This window comes from Agrobacterium bohemicum, from assembly GCF_002896715.1.
GTDB classification, from domain to species: domain Bacteria; phylum Pseudomonadota; class Alphaproteobacteria; order Rhizobiales; family Rhizobiaceae; genus Agrobacterium; species Agrobacterium bohemicum.
On record NZ_PGEL01000026.1, the window covers coordinates 313,985 to 329,613 of the forward strand.

A 15,629-nucleotide genomic window follows, 5' to 3' on the forward strand; every position below is an offset into this window, starting at 1 on the left:
TTTGAAACGGGCAGCACGAATTTTACGTCGCAGGTTGTTCAGCGCCATTCCGGTGCTCATCATCGTGCTTCTGCTGACGTTCCTGCTGCTCGAAAATGCGTCTGGCGATTCCGTCGATGCTTATCTTGTCTCTATCGGCGGCGGCGATGCGGCCTTGAGAGAAACATTGCGCGGGCAATATGGATTGGACCAGTCCATGCTTGCACGGCTGTGGCTTTATGTCTCATCCATCGCTCGGCTGGATCTCGGATGGTCCGTTGCATTCGACCGGCCGGTCCTTTCACTCATCGTTGAACGCCTGCCCAACACCCTGTTGTTGATGGGCAGCGCCACCGCCCTTTCCTTCGCGGTCGGCTCGGCACTGGGCATCGTCGCCGGTGCCAAGCCCGGCAGCTTGCAAGACCGGGCGCTGTCGACGGTGTCTCTGGCGCTCTACGCCATGCCCGGTTTCTGGCTGGGACTGGTGCTGGTCATCGCCTTTTCCGTCAAACTGCGTTGGCTGCCAACCTCTGGCATCGAGACAATAGCATCCGGCAAGGAAGGGGTGGCGCGTGCGGTGGATATCGCTCGGCACCTCGTCCTGCCGGTCGCCAGTCTCGGTCTGATTTACCTTGCCCTGTTCCTGCGCGTCATGCGCAGCGCCATGGCCGATATCTGGCGGATGGATTTCGTCACCTTCGCTCGTTCCAAAGGCCTGTCACACGGCCGCATCGTGTGGCGTCATGTTGCGCGCAATGCGGCCCTCTCGCTGATCACCGTTCTTGGTTTGCAGTCGGCAGCCATGCTGGGCGGCAGCGTCGTCATCGAAAGCGNTTTTGCCGTGCCCGGTTTCGGCAGACTGGCGCAGGAAGCGGTCAGCGGGCGCGATACGCCATTGCTGATGGGCATCATTCTGACGAGCGCGATTTTCGTCATCCTCGTCAACCTCACCGTCGATCTGCTCTACGCCCTCCTTGATCCGCGCATCGGCGCGCAAGAGGCAGGGTGATGCGTATTCTCCATCATANTTTCCGCAGCCCGGAAGGGCTCATCGGCTTTCTGGTTCTCCTGACTATCGCCGCAGCCGGCATCTCCGCCCCGTTCCTATTCCCAAAAGACCCGCTCTCGATTGTCGGTGCGCCACTCATCGCGCCCTTCACCAACCCGGCGCTGCCATTTGGCACGGACAGTCTCGGCCGAGATGTGCTGGCCTGCCTCTTACATGGTGCACGCGTCTCTCTGGCTGTGGGCATCAGTGCAGCAGCGGCGGCTCTTTTCATCGGCGCCGTCATGGGAACGCTCGCCGGTTTTGCAGGCGGTCTGATCGATGAAGCCCTGATGCGCGTCACCGATGCCTTTCAGATCGTGCCGAGCTTTCTACTGGCGCTGGCTTTCGTCAGCACAATCGGCGCGTCTATCCCGGTCGTCATTCTCGCCATCGCGCTGGGTGCGTGGGTTGATCCCGCGCGGCTGACGCGGGCGCAGGTTCTGTCCATCCGCGAGCGCGATTACGTCGCCTCCGCCCGCGCCATCGGCATGCATCCACTGGAAATCGCCTTCCGCCAGATTTTGCCCAACGCGCTGGCCCCCGTCATCGCACTGGCCGCCATCATCGTCGCAGGTGCCATTCTCACCGAAGCGGCCCTCTCATTTCTCGGCCTTGGAGATCCCAATGTCGTCACTTNGGGGTCGATGATAGCAGAAGGCCGCAATGTGCTGCGCTCCTCGCCGTTTCTTTCGATTATCCCCGGTATCGGATTGGTGGTCACGGTTCTCGGCGTTTACCTGCTGGGCGAAGGCATCAACAAGGCATTGGCGGCAGAGGTGAAGCGATGAGCCAGCCACCACTCTGCCGCATCGNAAACCTCTCTGTCACCTATGCCGGTGCAGCCCACCCTGCGCTCGACACCATATCCCTGTCGCTCGCGCGCCATCGTTCCCTCGCCATCATCGGCGAAAGCGGCTCTGGCAAAAGCACCCTTGCGCGGCGGTTGGCCGGTCTCTTGCCAGCCAATGCCGCAACGTCCGGCACCGTTGTTTGGAACGCGGGCGCGGAGGTGCAAACCGATACGACTTTCCCCCGCTCCGGACGCGATATCGGCTATGTCTTCCAGGACCCCGGCGCAAGCCTCAACCCGGTTCTCACCCTTGGCGAACAGGTCGCAGAAGGCGCCGTTCGCCACCTCGGACTTTCGTGGAAAGAAGCGCTCTCCCATGCCCGCGATCTCTTGGAGCAGGTGCAGTTGCCGCATCCTTCCGCACTGCTGAAAGCCTATTCGCACCAGCTTTCCGGTGGCCAGCGCCAGCGTGTCGCCATCGCGTGCGCCATCTCGGCTCGTCCGAACATCCTCATCGCCGATGAAGCCACAAGCGCGCTCGACACCATCACGCAGGCTGCCATAACCAGCCTTCTCGACGGTCTGGTGAGGGAAAGCGGCATGACGCTTGTCTTCATCACCCATGACATCGCATTGGCCTCATCGCTGGCCGACGATATTGTGGTTCTGAAATCCGGCCAGTTGGTCGAAGCCGGCAAGGCCACCAATGTCCTGTCAAACCCCGCCCACGCCTATACGAAAAGCTTGATCGCCGCCCATCTCGATCTCTCCACGCCGCGACTGATAGAGAGCGTGCCGTGATGCCTCAGCTTCTGTCCATTGAAGGATTATCCAAAACGTACACCACGCAGGGCCGTTTGACTCACGCCGTGCGCGATGTCTCCTTCTCCCTTGCCCAAGGTGAAACGCTGGGGCTGGCAGGGCCTTCCGGCTGTGGCAAATCATCGCTCGCCCGTCTCGTCATGCGGTTGATCGAACCCGACGCGGGCAGCATTCGCTTTCAAGACCAGAACTGGCTGGCTCTTTCCGGCCCACCGCTTCGCCACGCAAGGCGACACATGCAGATGGTGTTTCAGGATACCCACGCCGCCTTCAACCCGCGCTCCACGGTCGGAACCGTGATCAATGAGCCGCTGCGCATCCATCACATCACGCCACCGAAGGATCGCCCTGCGGAGATTGCGAGATTACTGGAGCGTGTCGGTCTGCCCGGCGATGTCGCCAGCCGCCCCGTGCTGGAGCTCTCCGGCGGCCAGCGCCAGCGGGTGGCAATCGCTCGCGCGCTCAGCACTCGGCCAGCGCTTCTGGTGATGGATGAAGCGGTATCGGCGCTCGATGTTTCCGTGCGCGCAAAGGTTCTCGACCTCATCGTTTCCATTCAAAGGCAAACCGGCCTTGCCTGCCTGTTCGTCTCGCACGATATCGCCGTCATCCGTGCTGTTTGCCACCGGGTGGCCATCATGGAAGCAGGCAGCATCGTTGAATATGGCGAAACGCAACGCATCGTTTCCGCTCCGCAATCTGAGACAGCGCAGCGTCTGATCGCGGCAACGCAGACGCTGCGCAACCACAGGGGACCCGACCATGCCCAACCGTGACTGGAGCCATCTGCTCGATATCCCATCCNTTCCGGCAGAAAATTATGCCGTTCTGGCAGACCGGCTGGGCGCGCTCATGGGCACGAGAAACGATGTACTGCTGATCCAGGCCGAGGCGGTTCTGGCGCTGGAAGCCGTGGCAACCAGTCTTGCGCATCCCGGCCTTAAAGCGCTCAACATCGTCAGCAGCCCCTATGGAACATGGTTTGGAAACTGGCTGGCAGAAGGTGGCGCGGATGTCGTCAATCTCACCGCCGCGCCTGCGCAACCGGTGACGCTGGAGGCCGTCAAAGCCGAGCTTGAGCATCACCCTGATATTGACATCCTGTCTCTCGTCCACGCGGAATCGGCAAGCGGCATTCTCAACCCGCTGGAGGAAATCGCAGCCCTTGCCAGAGAACGCGGCATTCTCACCATTGTCGATGCGGTCGCCTCCGTCGGCGGTCATGCCCTTGACGTGGACGGTCTGGGTATCGATATCGCCGTCATCGGGCCGCAAAAAGCACTGGCGGGAACAGCGGGGCTTTCTGCTATTTCCGTTAGCCCAGCAGCCTGGACCCTGTTGCAGCATGCCAAAGCACCGCGCATATCGATGCTCTCCCTGCTAGATCAGAAAGAACAATGGCTCGATCTGGGTCGCCATTCCCTGCCCGTCACACCAGCCCCGCTTGAATTCTTCGCGTTGCAAGCGGCACTCGACAGGGTCGAGGCGGAGGGAATGAGTGAGATGCAACAGCGCCACGAACTGGCGAAACAGGCGACACGCTCCGGGCTTCTGGCACTGGGTGCGCAGCTATGGGTGCCGGACCCGGTCGCATCCGCCCTCGTCACCACCGTCGTCCTTCCGCCACACATGGACCGAAAGACATTCCTGTCACGCCGCAATATTGCCGGTGCTGACATGACGGCCGGCGTCGGCCCTGGCACCGAACGGCTGGTTCGTCTCAACCATACCGGCCAACGCGCAACCGAAGAAGCGGTGCTGGCAAACCTCACCGCATTTTCGCAAGCACTGGAGGTTCATGGACATGCAAACGACCTCGATACAGCGTTGAAAACCGCCATAGCGACTTATCGACGATAAGTCGGCAGTTTATGGCCGCGGAAAAAAGTGCCGCATATTAGCTGCTCTTGGAAATGAATCTCTCAAACTCATCCACATCGCTAACAGACAAATTCCCTCGGCAATCTTGACGAAATCGTGGCAACGCGCGAATATTTACGTCTCGTTAAATATTGTGACAAAGAGGGACNAAATGGTAGCTGGCTTCAATATGCTTTCCTTCGACCTGTTCGGTCTCGGTCGCAAGGCGCAGGAACAAAAACTGAAACGCGAAAGCGGCGTGAACTCGGAACCCAGAAATAAGGATGATTCCGAGCAGCACGACCGTGATCAGGAACACGAACTGTTCTTCTGGTCGCTGTACCCGGTGATTTAGGACGCTTCATAGTGAGGGTAGAGGGTGTGGCGTACCCCCCTCTGCCCTGCCGGGCATCTCCCCCACAAGGAGGGAGATTGGCTAGGAGCACGAGTACCACTCTATCCGCGACGGTAGAGTTGGGCGAGGGCTCACCGCAAGTCGATCTCCCCACCTGAGGGGGAGATGCCCGGCAGGGCAGANGGGGGTAAGCCAAACCCGGCAGCTCGTGATGCTTATGTGACCCACCACCCTCACGTCGAGATCACAGCTTCACCCATCCGCCATTCTGCTTCGATGAAGCAATGCAGGCCTCGACAAAGGCGACACCCTTCACGCCGTCATCGATGGTAGGGTACACCACCGCGCCATCCAGTGCCGTATCANTTCGGCGTGCCTCAATCGCATTGGCCGCTTCGGTGTAGATCGTCGCGAAGGCTTCTAGGTAGCCTTCCGGATGGCCGGATGGAATACGGCTGACGCGGGCAGCAGCCGCTCCTGCGCCTGCACCGCCACGAGTGATAAGCTGTTTGGGTTCGCCCAGCTTGGTGAACCACAGATAGTTCGGGTCAGCCTGCGTCCATTCGATGCCAGCTTTACTGCCATAGATGCGCACCTTCAGGCCGTTTTCGTTGCCCACAGCCACCTGGCTGCACCACAACAAGCCCTTGGCAGGCATCTTGCCGTCCTTGGCCTTGAAGCGCAGCATGACATGGGCGTTGTCGTCGAGACGACGACCTTCCACGAAAGTATGCACATCCGCAGCCAGTTCATCGGCCTCAAGACCGGAGATGAAGCAGCCGAGATTGTAGGCGTGCGTGCCGATATCGCCGGTCGATCCGCCTGCACCAGATTGCGCCGGGTCCGTGCGCCATACAGCCTGCTTGGCACCCGTCTGCTCGACAGGTTCCGCCAGCCAGTCCTGCGGATATTCCATCTGCACCAGACGGATATCGCCCAGCGCACCGGTTTCCACCAGTTCACGCGCATGGCGCGCCATGGGGTAACCGGTGTAGTTATGGGTCAGCACGAAAAGCGCATCGGCCTTATCGGCAACCGCTTTCAGCTTCTTGGCATCCTCCAGATTGGAGGTCAGCGGCTTGTCGCAGATGACGTGGATGCCGCGCTCCAGAAAAGCCTTCGCCGCAGGATAGTGCACATGGTTGGGCGTGACGATGGACACGGCCTGAATACCATCGGGCCGTGACGCTTCCTTTTCCGCCATCTCCTCGAACGAGCCATAGCAGCGGTCTTCATCCAGACCCAGTTCCAGACCTGAAGCCTTGGACTTCTCCGGTGTCGAGGACAGCGCCCCTGCAACCAGCTCAAACCGGTTGTCCAGCCGCGCTGCCATACGATGCACGCCACCGATGAACGCGCCGGAGCCGCCGCCTACCATGCCGAGGCGAATGCGCGCATTGGCCTTGTCGGTCGTTTTTCCTTCGATCGTCATTTTATCTCCTCGGATTTTATGAAAGGCCGAGCATGCGGCGGTTGGCGGCGTCATCGGTGCCTGACGACGCGAAGTCGTCGAAGGCTTTTTCAGTAACGCGAATGATATGCGCCTTGACGAATTCGGAGCCTTCGGCAGCACCGTCCTCAGGATGCTTCAGCGCGCATTCCCATTCGACCACGGCCCAGCCATCGAAATCATTGGCGGCCATTTTCGAGAATACGGCGCCGAAATCCACCTGCCCGTCGCCCAGCGACCGGAAGCGTCCAGCCCGCTCGACCCAACCCTGATAGCCGCCATAAACGCCCTGGCGTCCGGTCGGGTTGAACTCGGCATCCTTGACGTGGAACATCTTGATACGGTCTTTGTAGATATCGATATTGTCGAGATAATCCAGGCACTGCAGCACGTAGTGCGAGGGATCGTAGAGCATGTTGGCCCGTTTGTGGTTCTTCACGCGCTCCAGGAACATCTCGAAGGTCACGCCATCATGCAGGTCTTCGCCGGGGTGAATTTCGTAGCAGACATCGACGCCCTGCTCATCGGCGTAATCGAGGATCGGCGTCCAGCGCTTGGCAAGCTCGTCAAACGCGGCCTCCACCAGACCGGCAGGACGCTGCGGCCAGGGATAAATGAACGGCCAAGCCAGCGCGCCGGAAAATGTCGCATGGGCGTTGATGCCGAGATTGCGCGATGCCTTTAGCGCAAGCTTGACCTGTTCGACGGCCCATTCCTGACGCGCCTTGGGGTTGCCACGCACTTCAGGTGCGGCAAAACCATCGAAAGCTTCGTCATAGGCCGGGTGTACCGCCACCAGTTGGCCTTGCAGATGGGTGGAAAGCTCAGTGACCTCGACGCCGTTCTGGCGTGCGACACCGGCAAATTCGTCGCAATAGTCCTTGGATTCGGCTGCCTTTTTCAGGTCGATCAACTGTCCGGCCCAGGTTGGCACCTGCACGCCGAGATAACCCTTTTCAGCCGCCCACTTGGTAATGCTGTCCCACATATTGAACGGTGCGGCATCGCCTGCGAACTGACCGAGAAAAAGCCCCGGTCCTTTGATCGTCTTCATGAATTTCTCCTCCTGCATCGATACAGTTGAACGGTTATGACCTCCGCCCGTCAACGGCGTTCAAGCTAACCGCTGATAAATTTCGTGCAACCCTCAATCATCCACCCGGCATGATAATTTGCATCTTCACTTCGCCAGCGGGGGCAGAAGCGGCGAGATCGAACGCTTTGATGCTGTCTTCGAAATCGAAGGTGCGGGTGATCAGCGGCGCGACATCGATGGCACCCGATGCCAGCATATCCACGCAACGACCAAAGACATTGGCGTAACGGAAGACGTGCTCGACACGGGCTTCACGGATTTGTGCCGCAACCACATCATAGGCAACCAGCTTGGTCNGCATGCCGACAAAAACCACCGTTCCCGCTGGCCGCAGCGGTTCGAACACGCGGGTAATCGCGGCTTCCGCGCCGGAGCATTCGAAAATCACATCCGCACCCCAGCCAGCCGTGGAATTCAGCACCTGCTCGGCCAAATTCTGCTCTCGGACGTTTACGGTTTCGACGGGTCCAAGCGAACGCGCCATATTCAGCTTCACCGGATCGACATCCGACACGATGACCCTTGCGCAACCGGCAGCAAGCGCGGCCAGGACGGTGACGAGACCAATGGGACCAGCACCGATAACGACCGCTATGTCGCCTGGCTTGACCTTGGCTTGCGTCGCCGCCTGCACGCCCACCGCCAATGGCTCCACCATAGCGCCCGCAGCAAAGGATACATTATCAGGCAGCTTGAACGTATAGGCCGCCGGGTGCACGACCGATGCACGCAGTACGCCGTGAATGGGCGGCGTGGCCCAGAAACGCACGGCGGGGTCCAGGTTGTAATGGCCGATGCGGCTTGCGCGGCTGATCGGGTCCGGGATACCCGGCTCCATGCACACACGATCGCCGACAGAGAGGTTCGTCACGCCGGAACCGACCTCTGTCACCGTACCGGAAGCCTCATGTCCCAAAATCATCGGCTCGCGAACAACNAAATTACCGATGGCACCGTGGGTGTAATAATGCACGTCGCTGCCGCAAATGCCGACGGTGTGGATGGCAATACGCACATCATGCGGGCCAACCTGCTCATCCAGCGGAAACGGACGCAGCGACAGTTTGCCCAACTCTTCCAGAACAAGCGATCGCTCCTCGCCCGTTCCTGATATTCCTTGCGACTGCATGCGGTCCTCCTCGACCATCAACGGTACATTTGCGGTAACAAAACCGGGAACGGCATCAATAAGCAAGGTCGAAAAGAAACTTTTCCAGCCCCAACCGGTTTGCTCTGCTTGGACACCAACCGGGAGAATGAGACATGTTAATGACCAGACGCGCCGTCATGGCCGCCACTGCAGCAACGGCGGCCGCTGCGACGCTTTCCGCGCCCTCAATTGCAAAGGCGGCACTTCCTTTGAAACAGCCCGCCCTGCCTTTTGCGGAAGACGCTCTTGCCCCACACATCTCAGCCAAAACGGTTTCCCTGCATTACGGCAAACACCACAAGGCCTATTTCGACAAGCTGAACACGCTGGCCAAGGGCACGCCTTACGCCGATATGGAGCTTGAGGATATCGTCAAGGCATCTGCTGGAAAGACAGCCGACAAGAAGATTTTCAACAACGCGGCACAGGCCTGGAACCACGTCGCCTACTGGGAGCAGTTCACCCCCGGCGGTCCGAAGCGCCCGGAAGGCAAAGCGGCAGACGAAATCAACGCGGCCTTTGGTGACTACAGCAAATTCATCGAAAAGGCAGTTGCCACCTCGGATGAAGTGTTCGGCACGGGCTGGGTCTGGCTGACGCGTGATGACCAGAACAAGCTTGCCCTTGTGGGATATGAGGACGGCAACAATCCGGTCGCCGTAGGCCGTCCTGCCTATCTCGGCATCGATATTTGGGAACACGCCTATTACGTCGATTACGAAAACCGCAAGCCAGAGCACATCAAAGTCGTGCTGGAGAACCTCATCAACTGGCGAATTGTCGGCGAAAAGATGGCTTGAGTGTAACAATAAAAACTGTTTGTATTTGGAAGGCGTCCCGATCCATCGGGGCGCCTTCTTTGCTAACAGGCCTTCGGGAAGAAAAACATCGAGCTTTTTACCANTTCNAAACAAAAATTCTAATCCCCTCGCCTAAATTAGTATCAAAATCGCAAGAAGTTGAACTTTTGATCNAAAACCTCTGAATTGGCGCCGCATGCCCGCTTGAGTATGTGCAAAGTTTCTTATAACCACGTTGCATCGGTAGTCGCAGAATAAGCGAGCCGGATACAAAAATTGGGAGCTCTTTGATGAGATACAGACTTGGCCTAATCGCTGCAGCCTTGCTTTCGGCGACGTGCTTTGCACCTGCCGCTGCAAGCGCAAAGACATTCGTATATTGCTCGGAAGGTTCGCCGGAAGGTTTCGATCCGGGCCTTTACACAGCTGGCACCACATTCGATGCCTCGGCCCACACCGTTTACAGCCGCCTTCTGGAATTCGAACCCGGCACCACAAAGCCGGTTGCCGGTCTCGCAGAAAGCTGGGAAGTGTCGGAAAACGGCACGGTCTACACGTTCAAGCTCCGCAAGGGCGTCAAGTTCCAGACCACAGAATTCTTCACGCCAACGCGTGATCTCAACGCAGACGACGTCATTCTGTCGATCGACCGCCAGATCAAGACCGATAACCCTTGGCACCAGTATGTACCTGGCACGTCCTGGGAATATGCTGAAGGCATGGGCTTCCCCAAGCTGATCAAGTCTGTCGAAAAAGTCGACGACATGACGGTCAAGTTCACCCTGAACCGCCCTGAAGCGCCGTTCCTTGCCAACCTGGCCATGCCATTTGCTTCGATCATCTCGAAGGAATACACGGACAAGCTGGCCGCTGAAGGCAAGCAGGCCCAGTTGAACCAGATGCCGGTCGGCACCGGTCCATTCGCCTTTGTCGCCTACCAGCAGGATGCCGTCATCCGCTTCAAGGCCAACAAGGAATATTGGGGCNGCGCGCCAAAGATCGACGATCTGGTCTTCGCCATCACCACCGATGCTGCCGTTCGCTTCCAGAAGCTGAAGGCTGGCGAATGCCACCTGATGCCTTACCCGAACGCTGCCGACGTTGCGTCCATGAAGAAAGACCCAACCCTGACGGTTATGGAACAGGAAGGCCTCAACGTTGCCTACCTCGCCTACAACACGACACAGGCTCCTTTCGACAAGCCGGAAGTCCGCAAGGCGCTCAACAAGGCCATCAACAAGAAGGCCATCGTTGACGCCGTGTTCCAGGGCATGGCAACACCTGCCAAGAACCCACTGCCACCGACAATGTGGTCCTACAACGACAAGGTCGAAGACGACACTTACGATCTGGAAGCAGCCAAGAAGATGCTGACAGACGCAGGCGTCAAGGACCTTTCGATGAAGGTCTGGGCGATGCCGGTTTCGCGTCCATACATGCTCAACGCGCGCCGCGCTGCCGAAGTCATCCAGAGTGATTTCGCCAAGATCGGCGTGAAGGTCGAGATCGTTTCCTACGAATGGGCCGAATATCTCGACCGTTCGAAGGCAAAGGACCGTGACGGCGCCGTGTTCCTCGGCTGGACTGGTGACAATGGTGATCCGGACAACTTCCTTGACACGCTGCTGGGTTGCGATGCCGTTGGCGGCAACAACCGTGCTCAGTGGTGCGACAAGGACTTTGATGCACTGGTGAAGAAAGCCAAGATCACCACCGATCAGGCAGAACGCACCAAACTCTACGAAGAAGCACAGGTCGTCTTCAAGAAGCAGGCACCTTGGGCCACCATCGACCACTCCTTGTCCGTCGTTCCGATGCGCAAGGAAGTCACTGGTTTCGTCCAGAGCCCGCTGGGTGACTTCACGTTCGAGAACGTTGATATCGCCGAGTAACATTCGACGCATCTGAAAATGCCGCGTGTCTTGTCTCAAGGCGCGCGGCACTTGCGTTCTGAAGCATCTCTAAACAACAAAGAAGCAGACCGAAAAGGTCGCTACTGCCAGCGCATAGGTTCCAGGCGGAACAGATCGAAGGTTTTTCATGATTGGCTTTCTCGTGCGGCGTATCGCCGTGCTCATCCCGACCTTCATCGGGGTTTCTATTATCGCGTTCCTGTTCATCCGGCTGTTGCCGGGAGATCCGGTCGCCCTCCTGTCCGGTGAGCGCGTGATGTCGCCGGAGCGGCATGCACAGATCAGTGCGGCTCTCGGCATGGACCGACCCATGATCATCCAGTATCTGGATTACCTCAAGGGCATCGTCACGGGTGATTTTGGCACGTCCATCGTGTCCAAGACGCCTATCCTCACGCAGTTCAAGGCACTGTTTCCCGCAACCGTGGAATTGTCCTTCTGCGCCATGCTCATCGCCATCGCCATCGGCATTCCAGCGGGCATCATCGCCGCCATCAAGCGCGGATCGGCCTTCGATCAAGGCCTGATGGGCGTTGCACTCGTAGGTTACTCCATGCCGATCTTCTGGTGGGGACTGCTGCTCATCATCCTGNTTTCCGGCATCCTGCAATGGACACCGGTATCGGGCCGCATCTCGCTGATGTTCTACTTCCCGCCCGTCACCGGCTTCATGCTGATCGACTCGCTACTGTCAGGTCAAAAAGGCGCGTTTTCTTCGGCGCTCAGCCATCTCATCCTGCCGTCCATCGTGCTGGCCACCATTCCGCTGGCCGTCATTGCGCGCCAGACACGGTCCGCCATGCTGGAAGTGCTGTCGGAAGATTACGTTCGCACCGCCCGCGCCAAGGGTCTTGCACCTTTCCGCGTCATCGGCATCCATGCGCTGCGCAATGCGATGATCCCTGTCATCACCACCATTGGTCTTCAGGTCGGCGTCATGCTGGCCGGTGCCATCCTCACCGAAACGATCTTCTCATGGCCGGGCATCGGCAAATGGATGGTCGATTCCGTCTTCCGCCGCGATTACCCTGTCATTCAGGGGGGTCTCCTGCTGATTGCGGGCATCATCATGGTCGTCAACCTCATCGTTGACCTCCTGTATGGCCTCATCAATCCGCGCATCCGGCATTAAAGAAGAGGATCGTTTCATGGCCGATACCGCCATTACAAAAACAGCCGAGCCGGTTTCCTCTTCCGCCATGCGCAAGCAGATGCTGAAGGAATTCTGGTTCTACTTCTCCGAAAACAAGGGCGCCGTCATCGGTCTCTATGNTTTCATCGCACTGGTGATCGTCGCTGTCTTTGCGCCTGTCATCGCACCACATTCACCGTTCCAGCAGTATCGTGATGTCGTCCTGCTTCCGCCCTTCTGGATGGAAGGTGGCAACAGCTCCTACCTACTGGGAACAGACCCGGTTGGTCGCGATATTCTGTCCCGCCTGATTTACGGCGCGCAATATTCGCTCTTCATCGGCGTTTTCGTCACCACGCTTTCGCTGACGACGGGCATTCTGATCGGCGTCATCGCCGGTTATTACCGCGGCTGGCTCGATACGATGATCATGCGTCTCATGGACATCATTCTGGCTTTCCCGTCGCTGCTTCTGGCACTGGTGCTGGTCGCCATCCTCGGCCCTAGCCTGACCAACGGTATGATCGCGATTGCGCTGGTCTTGCAGCCGCACTTCGTGCGACTGACGCGCGCTGCCGTCATGGCCGAAAAGAGCAAGGATTACGTCACCGCCTCGCGTCTGGCCGGTGCCGGACCTATGCGTCTGATGTTCAAGACCATCCTCCCCAACTGCACGGCTCCGCTCATCGTTCAGGCCACGCTGTCCTTCTCCAATGCCATTCTCGATGCCGCAGCACTCGGCTTCCTCGGCATGGGCGCACAGCCACCTGCACCTGAATGGGGCACCATGCTGGCCGAAGCGCGTGAGTTCATTCTGCGCGCCTGGTGGGTAGTCACCTTCCCCGGTCTTGCCATCCTCATCACCGTTCTCGCCATCAACCTGATGGGCGACGGTCTGCGCGATGCCCTTGACCCGAAACTGAAGAGGTCCTGATATGGCACTTCTGCAAATCGATAATCTCACCGTCGAATTCGAAACGGCAAGCGGCTGGTTCCGCGCCGTGGACGGCGTTTCCGTCTCCGTTGAACAGCGGGAAGTTCTGGCCATCGTCGGAGAGTCCGGCTCTGGCAAATCGGTCTCGATGCTGGCAGTCATGGGCCTTCTGCCTTGGACAGCCCGCATCACCGCTGATCGCATGCTGTTTCAGGGCAAGGATATCCAGAAGCTCAGCGCGTCCGAGCGCCGTAAGCTGATCGGCAAGGATATCGCCATGATCTTCCAGGAACCGGTCGCAAGCCTCAATCCGTGCTTCACGGTCGGCTTCCAGCTCGAGGAAGTCCTGCGCATCCATATGGGCATGGATAAATCGACACGTCACGCCCGCGCCATCGAGTTGTTCAAGCTTGTCGGCCTGCCGGACCCGGAAGAGCGCCTGAAGCACTTCCCCCACCAGATGTCGGGTGGCCAGTGCCAGCGCGTGATGATCGCCATCGCTATTGCCTGCAATCCGAAACTTCTGATTGCCGACGAACCGACGACCGCGCTCGACGTGACGATCCAGAAGCAGATCCTCGATCTGCTGATGAAGCTTCAGGCAGAAACCGGCATGGGTCTCATCATGATCACCCACGATATGGGTGTTGTGGCTGAAACTGCGGACCGGGTGATCGTGCAATACAAGGGCAAGAAAATGGAGGAAGCCGACGTGCTCTCCCTGTTTGNAAACCCAAAGAGCAATTACACCAAGGCACTTCTGGCAGCGCTTCCTGAAAATGCGACGGGTGATCGCCTGACCACCGTGTCGCAATTCTTCGATGGCACACCAGCAGCTGCGGGAGAACCGGCATGACCGACACCAAAACCATGCTCGAAATCCGCAACATGAAGCGTGATTATCATCTTCCCGGCGGCTTCATGAAAAAGGCCAAGACCATTCATGCGGTCAAGGGCGTGTCTTTCTCGCTCGAAACTGGCAAGACGCTGGCCATCGTCGGCGAAAGCGGTTGCGGCAAGTCCACGCTCGCCCGCATGCTGACCTTCATCGATGAACCGACATCCGGCGATCTTCTGATCGACGGCCAAAAGGTCGATACACGCCCCGGTCACCTGACATCCGAAATGCGCCAGAAGGTGCAGATCGTTTTTCAGAACCCTTACGGCTCGCTCAACCCACGTCAGAAGATCGGTGATGTCCTGGGCGAACCGCTGCTGATCAACACCAAGCTGTCCGCAGCCGAACGTCGTGAAAAAGCCAACGACATGCTGGTGCGCGTCGGTCTGGGACCGGAACACTATAACCGTTACCCGCACATGTTCTCCGGCGGTCAGCGCCAGCGTATCGCCATTGCGCGTGCACTGATGTTGAACCCGAAGCTGCTGGTGCTGGACGAGCCTGTCTCGGCACTCGACCTTTCGGTGCAGGCACAGGTGCTGAACCTGCTGTCCGACCTTCAGGACGAGTTCGGCCTCACCTACGTCTTCATTTCCCACGATCTATCCGTGGTGAAATATATCGCAGACGAAGTCATGGTGATGTATTTCGGTGAAGCGGTGGAATACGGCACGCGGGAGGAGGTCTTCTCCAACCCGCAGCATTCCTACACGCGTTCGCTGTTTGCAGCGACACCCAAGGCGGATGTCGATTCCATCCGCGCGCGCGTAGCCGCCAAGGCTCTGGCGAAGGCTGGATAAGAAGCTTTTGAGTGCCATGCGTCCTCTCGGGCGCATGGCAATTTCAAAAACTTCCGAGACGAATCAACGCCTTATNAAATAATCGACNAAACCCTCAAAAAAGTTTTCTCCACGGCTGCAAAACTGCGCGCACAATAGTCTCGCGTCCATTGCACACATGTATCGCGAGACATGCGGGCAAATGGAGGCAGGTGCGCTGATGGCTGGCTGTAACGTGCGGGCAGATATCAGTGTTGCCTCACGGTGAAACGATGTGCGATGCGCCGTGTTTCGAAGACCTTGAACGGCTTCGNAAAGGCAAGCTCACATGGTTTCCTCGAAGTAACCTTGGGTGACGGACAGGTTCTTGAACGACCTGTCCCGAGCCTTGTACCAAAAGCCACGCAAATGCGGCCAACCACAGACTAAAACCATACCAGAGACCTTCCGCATTTGCGTGGCACTCTCCGGGTTGAACAAGACGGCAAGCCACGGGCGCTCAGGCACCGCGTGAACGGAAAAGTGCATCCAAGGCAAAAGCAGGGTAAAGACGATTGGCGAAGGGCATATGAGAGTACGGCCGAGCCAATCGCCTTTGATCCTGACGGGAAGACGCACGACCA

Annotated in this window: 15 protein-coding genes; 12 read left to right on the forward strand and 3 right to left on the reverse strand. The window is 58.4% G+C overall.

Annotation, left to right across the window (positions count from 1 at the left end; genetic code table 11):
* The first annotated feature begins 1 nt into the window (after window position 1).
* The 6 genes from CUC55_RS15000 (at window position 2) to CUC55_RS15025 (ending at window position 4,854) form a co-directional block, all read left to right on the forward strand.
* A complete protein-coding gene (locus CUC55_RS15000) occupies window positions 2–988 on the forward strand; it encodes an ABC transporter permease (RefSeq protein ID WP_103088373.1) in 987 nt (328 codons plus the stop codon).
* On the forward strand, window positions 988–1,815 hold the full coding sequence (locus tag CUC55_RS15005) for an ABC transporter permease (protein ID WP_103088374.1): 828 nt from the start codon (window positions 988–990) through the stop codon (window positions 1,813–1,815). Before CUC55_RS15000 ends, CUC55_RS15005 begins: the two co-directional genes overlap by 1 nt.
* Window positions 1,812–2,618: an ABC transporter ATP-binding protein gene (locus CUC55_RS15010; RefSeq protein ID WP_103088375.1), complete on the forward strand. Its 807-nt coding sequence runs from the start codon at window positions 1,812–1,814 to the stop codon at window positions 2,616–2,618. Before CUC55_RS15005 ends, CUC55_RS15010 begins: the two co-directional genes overlap by 4 nt.
* Complete coding sequence (locus CUC55_RS15015; RefSeq protein WP_103088376.1) at window positions 2,615–3,415, forward strand: ABC transporter ATP-binding protein; 801 nt, start codon at window positions 2,615–2,617, stop codon at window positions 3,413–3,415. Before CUC55_RS15010 ends, CUC55_RS15015 begins: the two co-directional genes overlap by 4 nt.
* Window positions 3,402–4,499: a pyridoxal-phosphate-dependent aminotransferase family protein gene (locus CUC55_RS15020; protein WP_103088377.1), complete on the forward strand. Its 1,098-nt coding sequence runs from the start codon at window positions 3,402–3,404 to the stop codon at window positions 4,497–4,499. The genes CUC55_RS15015 and CUC55_RS15020 overlap by 14 nt, the downstream gene beginning before the upstream one ends.
* 172 nt (window positions 4,500–4,671) lie before the next feature.
* A complete protein-coding gene (locus tag CUC55_RS15025; protein WP_067647056.1) occupies window positions 4,672–4,854 on the forward strand; it encodes a hypothetical protein in 183 nt (60 codons plus the stop codon).
* 244 nt (window positions 4,855–5,098) lie between these two features.
* On the opposite strand, the gene CUC55_RS15030 is transcribed toward CUC55_RS15025, so the two are convergent.
* From CUC55_RS15030 to CUC55_RS15040, 3 genes are all read right to left on the reverse strand, one after another.
* Window positions 5,099–6,286, reverse strand: a complete 1,188-nt coding sequence (locus tag CUC55_RS15030; RefSeq protein WP_103088378.1) for a Gfo/Idh/MocA family protein — start codon at window positions 6,284–6,286, stop codon at window positions 5,099–5,101.
* A gap of 16 nt (window positions 6,287–6,302) precedes the next feature.
* Entirely contained in the window at window positions 6,303–7,358 is a 1,056-nt protein-coding gene (locus tag CUC55_RS15035; RefSeq protein ID WP_067647062.1) for a sugar phosphate isomerase/epimerase family protein, read from the reverse strand.
* A 97-nt stretch (window positions 7,359–7,455) separates the two neighbouring features.
* Window positions 7,456–8,529, reverse strand: coding sequence for an NAD(P)-dependent alcohol dehydrogenase (locus CUC55_RS15040; RefSeq protein WP_103088433.1), 1,074 nt, complete (start codon window positions 8,527–8,529; stop codon window positions 7,456–7,458).
* A 134-nt stretch (window positions 8,530–8,663) separates the two neighbouring features.
* On the opposite strand from CUC55_RS15040, the gene CUC55_RS15045 reads away from it, so the two are divergent.
* The 6 genes from CUC55_RS15045 (at window position 8,664) to CUC55_RS15070 (ending at window position 15,027) form a co-directional block, all read left to right on the forward strand.
* On the forward strand, window positions 8,664–9,350 hold the full coding sequence (locus tag CUC55_RS15045) for a superoxide dismutase (RefSeq protein WP_067647066.1): 687 nt from the start codon (window positions 8,664–8,666) through the stop codon (window positions 9,348–9,350).
* 290 nt (window positions 9,351–9,640) lie between these two features.
* Window positions 9,641–11,242: an ABC transporter substrate-binding protein gene (locus tag CUC55_RS15050; RefSeq protein ID WP_103088379.1), complete on the forward strand. Its 1,602-nt coding sequence runs from the start codon at window positions 9,641–9,643 to the stop codon at window positions 11,240–11,242.
* Between the two features lie 148 nt (window positions 11,243–11,390).
* The gene (locus CUC55_RS15055; protein ID WP_103088380.1) at window positions 11,391–12,395 is read left to right on the forward strand and encodes an ABC transporter permease subunit; all 1,005 of its coding nucleotides are present in this window, start codon (window positions 11,391–11,393) and stop codon (window positions 12,393–12,395) included.
* A 67-nt stretch (window positions 12,396–12,462) separates the two neighbouring features.
* Window positions 12,463–13,329, forward strand: coding sequence for an ABC transporter permease subunit (locus CUC55_RS15060; RefSeq protein ID WP_425352855.1), 867 nt, complete (start codon window positions 12,463–12,465; stop codon window positions 13,327–13,329).
* 1 nt (window position 13,330) lies between these two features.
* Window positions 13,331–14,185 carry an ABC transporter ATP-binding protein gene (locus CUC55_RS15065; RefSeq protein ID WP_103088381.1) on the forward strand — a complete coding sequence of 285 codons (855 nt, stop codon included), beginning with the start codon at window positions 13,331–13,333 and terminating at the stop codon, window positions 14,183–14,185.
* Complete coding sequence (locus tag CUC55_RS15070; protein ID WP_067647074.1) at window positions 14,182–15,027, forward strand: dipeptide ABC transporter ATP-binding protein; 846 nt, start codon at window positions 14,182–14,184, stop codon at window positions 15,025–15,027. The genes CUC55_RS15065 and CUC55_RS15070 overlap by 4 nt, the downstream gene beginning before the upstream one ends.
* The last annotated feature ends 602 nt before the right edge of the window (window positions 15,028–15,629 follow it).

What these genes read in the sequence shown, in the direction of transcription:
- CUC55_RS15035 (WP_067647062.1), bottom strand. Translation starts at nt 7,358, where the DNA reads ATGAAGACGATCAAAGGACCGGGGCTTTTTCTCGGTCAGTTCGCAGGC.
- CUC55_RS15070 (WP_067647074.1), top strand. Translation starts at nt 14,182, where the DNA reads ATGACCGACACCAAAACCATGCTCGAAATCCGCAACATGAAGCGTGAT.
- CUC55_RS15025 (WP_067647056.1), top strand. Translation starts at nt 4,672, where the DNA reads ATGGTAGCTGGCTTCAATATGCTTTCCTTCGACCTGTTCGGTCTCGGT.
- CUC55_RS15045 (WP_067647066.1), top strand. Translation starts at nt 8,664, where the DNA reads ATGTTAATGACCAGACGCGCCGTCATGGCCGCCACTGCAGCAACGGCG.